Below are 8,088 nucleotides of genomic sequence, written 5' to 3'. Positions count from 1 at the left end.
AAACATAATAAAACCCCTTGAATTAGATTTCTCCAATTCAAGGGGTTCAGTTCAAATGAATGCATTACTTTTTTTTCACTTAAATTATGGGATCAAATCACCTTTCGTCCCAATCTCAACATACAAAAAATTATTGCTGTGCATACGATATCGACGAAAACTTGTTATACGACTTCACGAATAATAGTTTCACGGTTCCTCGAGGGCCCGAACGGTTCTTTTCAATGATGACTTCAACTTCACCAACATCGTTTTCGTCATCCTCGCCACTTGAACCACTGGACTGGTCGTCGTCATCCTCGTCCTCATCCCGGTAGTAATCGTCACGATACAGAAAGGCAACGATATCGGCATCCTGTTCAATCGAACCGGATTCACGGATATCTGACAACACTGGCCGTTTGTCTTGACGTTGTTCAACTCCCCGAGAAAGTTGTGACAATGCAATCACGGGGACGTGTAATTCCTTGGCCAGCTTTTTAAGTTGTCGAGAAATTCCGGAAACTTCTTGTTGCCGGTTTTCGGCGTTGCTGCCTTCAATCAACTGGAGATAATCGACAACCACTAAACCAAGGTTGCCAGACTCTTTGGCTAATCGACGGCATTTTGCCCGAATTTCAGACATTTTAATTCCGGCAGTATCATCGATAAAGATATTAGCTCGGGATAAACTCCCCATCGCGACCACTAAGTTTTGCCATTCGTCTTCAGTCAATTGGCCAGTTCGTAAATGGTTGGCATTAATACTCCCCTCGGCACACAGCATTCGGTTAACCAACGATTCCGCACTCATTTCCAGACTGAAAATGGCAACCGTTTTGTCGGTCTTGGTCCCAACATTTTGAGCCAAGTTAAGCGCAAAGGCCGTTTTCCCGACGGCAGGCCGAGCTGCTAAAATAATTAACTCATCTTCATGAAGACCAGTCGTAATTTTATCCAATTCAGGATAACCAGTGGAAACACCGGTAACCGTATCACCAGCTTGAGACAACCGGTCAATTTCGTTAAAGGCGCTGTTCAAAACATCTTTAATTGCTTTAAAACCAGACTGATTTCGATTTTCAGCAACGTTCATAATGTCACGTTCGGCATCATCCAACACCGTTGTGATATCGTCATCGGTGCTGTAACTATTGGTGACAATGTTGGTGGCCGTTTGGATCAAGCGCCGGAGCAGCGATTTATCCTTCACAATTTTGGCATAGTAAGTAATATTGGCCGCAGTTGGAACAGAGCCAGCCAAATCAGCGATATACTCCATCCCACCAACATCATCTAAATTATTCTGTTCTGTCAGTAAATTGGTTATCGTCACCACATCGACAGCCTGATCACGATCGTTCAATTCAACCATGTCTTTGAAAATAATCTGGTGAGCCCGTTTATAAAAATCATCGGGTTCCAAATATTCCATGGCTTCAATGAGCGCATCCGTGCTCAAGAAAATCGATCCTAAAACCGCCTTTTCGGCATCAATATTCTGTGGTGGCAACTCATTTACAAAATCATTGCTCATTTAAATTCCTCAAATTCATTCCTAGTAACTAAAATAATCGTATAGATATTCTATCTCATTTTAACATTTGTCGCAAAAGAGACTGGCCAAAACTTGAAGTTCTGGTTCCAGTCTCTAATGGTGATTTTGATTTTATGACCACTGATATTTTTGGTGATCTAAATACTGTATTTGGTGGCGCGTTACGTTCTGCATCACCCGTTGCCGGCCGCTCACTCAGGACAGCTCCTCAAAGCAGAAGCTTGCACCTAAGCCTCCGCCACCAAAAATCCAAGCCCGGGATTTCTGGTGGCGGAAACTTAGGCTCCAGCTTCTAAACGCTTTGCTGCGCTCACTTCCCTTAGGACAGCTCTTCAAAGCAGAGATCTGCATGTAAGCACCTCGAACAAAAATTCCCAAAACCGGAATTTCCGTTAGAGGGGACTTACACTCCGATCTCTAACCGCTTTGCTACGCTCACTTTTTTAGGACAGCTCCTCAAAGCAATAACCTGCACATAAGCACCTAAATCAAAAATTCCCAAAACCGGAATTTCTGATTTAGGCAACTTATGCTCCGGTTATTAACCGCTTTGATACGCGCACTTCCCTTAGGACAGCTCCTCCAGGCAGCAACCTGCACGTAAGCACCTTTGGCAAAAATCCCAGAATCGGGGATTTCTGCCAAAGGAGACTTACGCTCCGGTTGCTAACCGCCTGGATCCGCTCACTCTCTTTTTAGGACAGCTCCTCAAAGCAGAAGTCTGCACGTAAGCACCTCGGAGAAAAATTCCAAGACCGGGAATTTCTCTCCGAGGAGACTTACGCTCCGACTTCTAACCGCTTTGCTACGCTCACTTTTCTGAAACGTGAACTCTGATTCGTGCTTCAACTTCTGGCCGCAGCTTAACGTGAACGTTGGTATAGCCCGCTACTCTAATTGGATCGGCGAGTTCAATCTTTCGTTTGTCTAACTTGATACCAAATTGCTTATCCAATGCAGAAGCAATTTGCTTGCTTGGAATTGAACCGAACAGTCGCCCATCAGTTCCGGCTTTGGCTGATAATTCAACTACTGTTTTGTCGTCTTCCAATTGAGCCTTTACCTGCTTGGCCTCTTCAAGTTCTTCAGCTTCTCGCTTCTCTTCAGCTCGCAGTTTCCCTTTAAGTTGGCTCATGGCAGCCCGAGAAGCTCGTTTTGCTTTGCCATTTTTAATTAAAAAGTTTTGAGCATAGCCGTCAGGAACTTCTTTTACCTCGCCACGCTTACCCTTACCACGGACGTCTTCTAGAAAAATTACTTTCATAATCGATCACTCCTACTATCCTCAAAATTAAATACCTTTATTCATTATCATCGATATACTTGATGGATTCAAGCAATAATTGTTTAACATCGGCAATTGATTTGCCTTCAATTTGAGTGGCACCACTAGATAAGTGACCGCCGCCACCCATTCTTTCCATAATAATTTGAACGTTAATTGAACCTGTACTTCGCGCTGAAACCCCGACTTGGCCATCTGAGCGTTTGGTGATAATAAACGATGCATCAACCCCAGACATAGTCAAGAGCGAGTCACAGGCTTGGGCAGCCGTAACCGGATCGTAAACTCGGTCTTCTTCACCAACAATCATCGCCATATCTTTGTGGAAGAATTCCACCATCGAAATCAGATGGTTTCGCTGCAGATAATTATCAATATTTTCCTTCATTAACTGCTGCATTTCAGTTGAATCAGCTCCGGCAGACCGCAAGTAACTGGCCGCATCAAACGTCCGGGTACCGGTCCGCATTGAGAAGGACTGCGTATCAATGAAAATCCCGGTTAACATGGCCGTTGCTTCAATTCGGTTAATCGGTTCTTCTTCATGAGGCTGATATTCAAACATTTCAGTAATCAGCTCACAAGTCGATGACGCATACGGTTCAATATAGACCAGCATTGGGTTCTCTGGAAATTCTTCGCCCCGTCGATGGTGGTCGATAATGATGACCCGTTCTGCCATCTTTTGATAGAGCTCTTCAGAAATACTGATGGATGGCTTCGAATGATCGACCATGATCAGCAGACTGCTGTCGGTGGCCTTCTCCATTGCTTCTGAGGGTGTAATAATTGAATCGCTAATTTCTGGATACTTCTTAGCCGCTTCGAGCAACCGCTGAATATCAGAATGGACCTTCTCTTTATCAAGAACAATCCAGCATTTCTTATTGTTCATTTGAGCAATTCGCCGAATCCCCAAACAAGCCCCAAGTGCATCCATATCTGGCCGGGTATGTCCCTGAACAAAGACTTGGTCAGAGGCATTCATCAACTCATTTAAGGCTTGTGAAATCATTCGAGCCCGAACTCGAGTCCGCTTCTCCATTGGATTAGTTTTACCACCATAGAACCGGGCAGTGCCATCCAGTGACTTAACAACAACCTGGTCACCACCACGTCCTAATGCCAAATCAAGGTTACTTTGCGCTTGATCAGCCAAACTATTCAAATCATCCTCGCCATATGCAATTCCGATACTCAAGGTCAATGGGAAGTTTTGTTTTGAAGTGGTTTCGCGGACAACGTCCAGGATATTAAATTTATCGTTCTCAATTGCCGTCAACGACTTGGCATAGGCCAACAGGAAGAAATGGTCGTCATCAATTTGCTTCAAATACATCCCATACTTTTGTGACCAGGTTGCCAACTCGTTAGTGACATAGTTGCTCAAATTAGAAATTTCCTGGTCAGTCATTGATTGGGTGATTTCATCATAGTTATCCAAGAAAATTTGGCCAACTGAAATCTGTTCAGATTCGTAGCGTTCCTGAATGTTGGCATACTTAGTGATATCCATCAGATACATGGAATTGTATTCCTTCTGGATCAGCATGGTAAATTTGTGGTCACGCCACGTAACCGTGTGAAATTCGTTTGATTCCTCGTACTTCATGATCAACTGTTGCAAATCGTGATCAATGTCGTCGATTTTCTTACCCAGAACGTTGTCATCCTTAAAGTAGTTCATGAGATAAGGATTCGTCCATTCCACCAAGCCGTCACCGTTCGTTACCATGACACCAATCGGCATTTCCAGCAAGGCTTCTTGTTCACCGCGATGAATCCGGTATGATAAATCAGTAATGTACCTATTAGTGTCAGAACTGATTTCGTTCATCATCACAATCGTATAGATCAACCCAGCAACACTAATCACGACCAAAACGGCTGCTACGATAAGGTTGTACAGGGATGAAATAACAATCCCATAGATAACAAGCAGCGCAATAAAGAACATGATTCGTCGTAAGCGTCGATTATGAACAAACGGTGGCAATTCACCGTTGTTATTTGAAAACCAATTTTTCATTTTATGTCCTCTTACTCAATATGGTTAATGCTCTTATTCTAACATAAAAAGAAAGTGCGCGGAACGTAACGGGTTGGTGCGGTCATCTAAGGGATTCCTAATTAAAATCCTGGGTTTGGATTTTGGTTAGGAATTGCTTAGATGGTTAGCGCCAGTTACGTGTAGCGGTCCTATCAAAGTGCGCGGAACGTAACGGGTTGGTGCGGTTATCTAAGGAGTTCCTAATTAAAATCCTGGGCTTGGATTTTGGTTAGGAATTGCTTAGATAGTTAGCACCAGTTACGTGTAGCGGTCCTATGAAAGTACGTAACGGGTTGGTGCAACAATCATTACTTTTAACGTTGACTCAAAAAATCCAGGAACCCTGATGCATTCCTGGATCATTATTATTTGATTATCTAACGTGATTACTGCTCGGCACTTGGAACCAGTTTTCGTTGATGCAGGTAAGTAACCCCACCAAAGACAATGGTCCAAACAATTGCGCCAACTGCCCCGAATATGTCTTCTGGAATTAAGAAGAGGGTAAAGAACACAACCACGAAGAAGGCAATGGTCAATGGACTCATGATCTTGTAAGCAGGCATGAGGAAGCCATCAGGCAAGAAGTCACTGGAAGCTCGATACTTTCTGTGGGCAACCATGGCCAGGGTATAAACGATCAAATACATATCGCTGGAAACTCCAGTTACGATCGTAAATACTGAACTCAAAACACTCGTCAAGCTCATCAATGGCGTAACCAGAACCAGTGCTGCGGAGAAGATAATAGCGGCAGCGGGAACCCCATTACCAGAAATTTTAGCAAATGTTTTATGCATCCAACTATCTTCAGGGACTTCAGTTGCTAACTGATAGAAATGACGGCCGGCAGAGAAGATACAACTATTGAGCGCCGAGGCAGCTGATGTTAAGACCACGAAGTTGATTAACGCAGCTGCTGCAGGGAATCCAGCTAATTTGAACACTTGAACAAATGGACTGGCATCGGGAGTAATGGAAGTCCATGGGATGATCCCCATGATGACGATTAAAGCGCCAATGTAGAAAATCAGAATTCTTAATAAAGTTTCATTAACGGCTTTTTTGATAACCGAATGGGGTGATTTTGCTTCACCAATCGTGATACTAACGAATTCAATTCCTTGAAAGGCGAAGAAGACCATCGGGAATGCAGCAATAAAGCTGTAAATGCCATGAGGAAACAGGGTAAAGTGGTTGAAAACATTTGATAAGCTGGCATTTCCTAATGGGGTGATTGACCCACGAGCCATCATGAAAATTCCAGTGAAGATCATGGCCAAGATGGCCACAATCTTAATCATCGCGAACCAAAATTCAGCTTCACCAAACAAGCGGGCAGCGATTAGGTTAACCCCAGCCAGAATTCCTAGGAAGGCTAACTCAATCAACCAGGCTGGCAGATGCGGGAACCAATATTGGACATACGTCGCAGTGGCAGTCAATTCAGCCATACAAACAAATACGAGGCCAATCCAATAGGTCCAGCCGGTGAAATGACCAACTGTCGGTCCCAGGTATCGTGAAATGAATGAAACGAACGTATGCTGGGATGGATCGGAGTAAAACATCTCACCAATTCCTCTCATCATAAAGAAGAAAAACAGGCCTAAAACAACATACACCAACATAACTGAAGGCCCGGTCTTGCTAATGGTACTTCCGGATCCTAAGAACAACCCAGTTCCGATCGTGCCACCAATGGCAATCATCTGAACATGACGATTGCTAAGCGCTCGCATCGTTCCATCTTGGTTCTCGGTGATTTTTGATTTCATAAGCATCCTCCTAAAAATAAGAGCAACATAAGATTACGATTAAAATAATTCTAATGAATAAAAAGATAATATCACACTTTTTAGGATTCGTGTTAGGTTTAATTACATTTTGAGCTACTAAGTTATATTATTAGGCAATTTGGCAAAATTATTACAGATAATTAGGATACAATGTCATGAATTCTTACATTATTTATTAAATTAACCAGGATGATCATCATTGAATTTTAAGAATCAGGCGCCGGAAACCGATTTTTACAACCAAGCTGGGAAAAAAGATCGTGCATTCTGTTTTGAACTGAACCCCTTGAGTTAGATTTCTCCAACAAAGGGCTTCACTTCAGTTTTGGAATGCACGATCTTTTTCACTTAAGTTTTCAAATCAAGTTACTTTACCTCAATCTATCCTCCAGCCTTTTTAATTAAAGGCCTGAGCGATTTCAGTATAGTATGGTTTACTACCAACCATATATAAGCTTGCTGCCGAACCATCGTCGTTAGCACCATAATTAGTCATCCAATATGGCGTGTGGAGATTCCGAACGGCGAGTCGATACTTGTAAGCCCCTGATTTTTTAACCTGCTTTTGGTTAGTTCCATCAACCTTCTTATTGGTGTACAGATAAACTGTGGCACCTTTTTTCACCGCTTTGTTAATCTTGGCATAAGCTTGCGGTCGCATATCAAAGTTAGTTCGGTTCGTCCCAGTCATTATCGAAGATCCTCCGGAAGTTTTTTGCTGGTAGCGCCATTTATAAGTCTGATGATTGCTTGGGTAATACTCCAAATAACCATCAGAAGTAATCTTGACCGCATTACTTTGATAATCTGGGTTGTTGATCTGCTTTAACGCCGCCAAACCACCCGACAAAAGAATCCCATTACCAAACGGCATCGCATAAGCTGGCCGTTTAATTCGAACAATTCGCGAAGGTGTATACGCAATCTTAAAGCTTAGCCTACCTTGGCCGTTAATCAACCCATAGTAATGTGAACTCATTGTTTTTCTTTGTAAATAATAACTTAAGCCAGCTGGACCAGGATAAATATGCTTCTTGTCAACATAACCAAATTTACCGGCAACAATTGTTCCTTTTGGCATCGTCATGGTCCTTTTAACTTGTTTCCCATATGTTCCCTTAACCGTATAAGTAACCGTTGCTTTTGCCTTTTGGGTTAGCCGATAATAGTCATTTGTGAACGTTCCAGAATCTTTTGGATCAATAGAACGCGATTTCACCCGAAATGGGGATGATGGTAAATAATCAGCTGATGCCGTTTGAACTGAATTGGTCATCGTCACCCCAACTAATAGGCTCAAAAAGATGATTGATACAATTGAAATGATCTTTTTCATTTGACTTGCCCCTCCTAGATTGGATAGTACTGTCCAAAGTTTCTAAGTTTTATCCTCGATTATCCTTGTCATATCAACGCT

6 protein-coding genes are annotated in these 8,088 nt (G+C 42.8%); 1 reads left to right on the top strand and 5 read right to left on the bottom strand.

Translation table 11 applies throughout. The features are described 5' to 3' along the window. Window positions 1-130: 130 nt before the first annotated feature. Window positions 131-1,516, bottom strand: coding sequence for a replicative DNA helicase (gene dnaB / locus FD12_RS05655; RefSeq protein WP_054749078.1), 1,386 nt, complete (start codon window positions 1,514-1,516; stop codon window positions 131-133). A gap of 134 nt (window positions 1,517-1,650) precedes the next feature. On the opposite strand from dnaB, the gene FD12_RS13860 reads away from it, so the two are divergent. Next, window positions 1,651-1,833, top strand: a complete 183-nt coding sequence (locus FD12_RS13860) for a hypothetical protein (protein WP_146986104.1) — start codon at window positions 1,651-1,653, stop codon at window positions 1,831-1,833. 515 nt (window positions 1,834-2,348) lie between these two features. Here the strand turns inward: FD12_RS13860 and rplI are convergent. The 4 genes from rplI to FD12_RS05635 form a co-directional block, all read right to left on the bottom strand. Next, window positions 2,349-2,801 carry a 50S ribosomal protein L9 gene (gene rplI / locus FD12_RS05650; RefSeq protein WP_056982122.1) on the bottom strand — a complete coding sequence of 151 codons (453 nt, stop codon included), beginning with the start codon at window positions 2,799-2,801 and terminating at the stop codon, window positions 2,349-2,351. A 37-nt stretch (window positions 2,802-2,838) separates the two neighbouring features. Next, a complete protein-coding gene (locus FD12_RS05645; RefSeq protein WP_186825983.1) occupies window positions 2,839-4,851 on the bottom strand; it encodes a DHH family phosphoesterase in 2,013 nt (670 codons plus the stop codon). Between the two features lie 407 nt (window positions 4,852-5,258). Next, window positions 5,259-6,650 carry an amino acid permease gene (locus FD12_RS05640; protein ID WP_056982119.1) on the bottom strand — a complete coding sequence of 464 codons (1,392 nt, stop codon included), beginning with the start codon at window positions 6,648-6,650 and terminating at the stop codon, window positions 5,259-5,261. Window positions 6,651-7,068: 418 nt separating this feature from the next. Continuing rightward, a complete protein-coding gene (locus tag FD12_RS05635) occupies window positions 7,069-8,007 on the bottom strand; it encodes a hypothetical protein (RefSeq protein ID WP_056982116.1) in 939 nt (312 codons plus the stop codon). Between the last annotated feature and the right edge of the window lie 81 nt (window positions 8,008-8,088).

The sequence above is a fragment of the Lentilactobacillus rapi DSM 19907 = JCM 15042 genome (assembly GCF_001436255.1).
GTDB lineage: Bacteria > Bacillota > Bacilli > Lactobacillales > Lactobacillaceae > Lentilactobacillus > Lentilactobacillus rapi.
The sequence above is the reverse complement of the archived record's forward strand: the minus strand, read 5'-3'. Positions and strand labels throughout refer to the sequence as shown.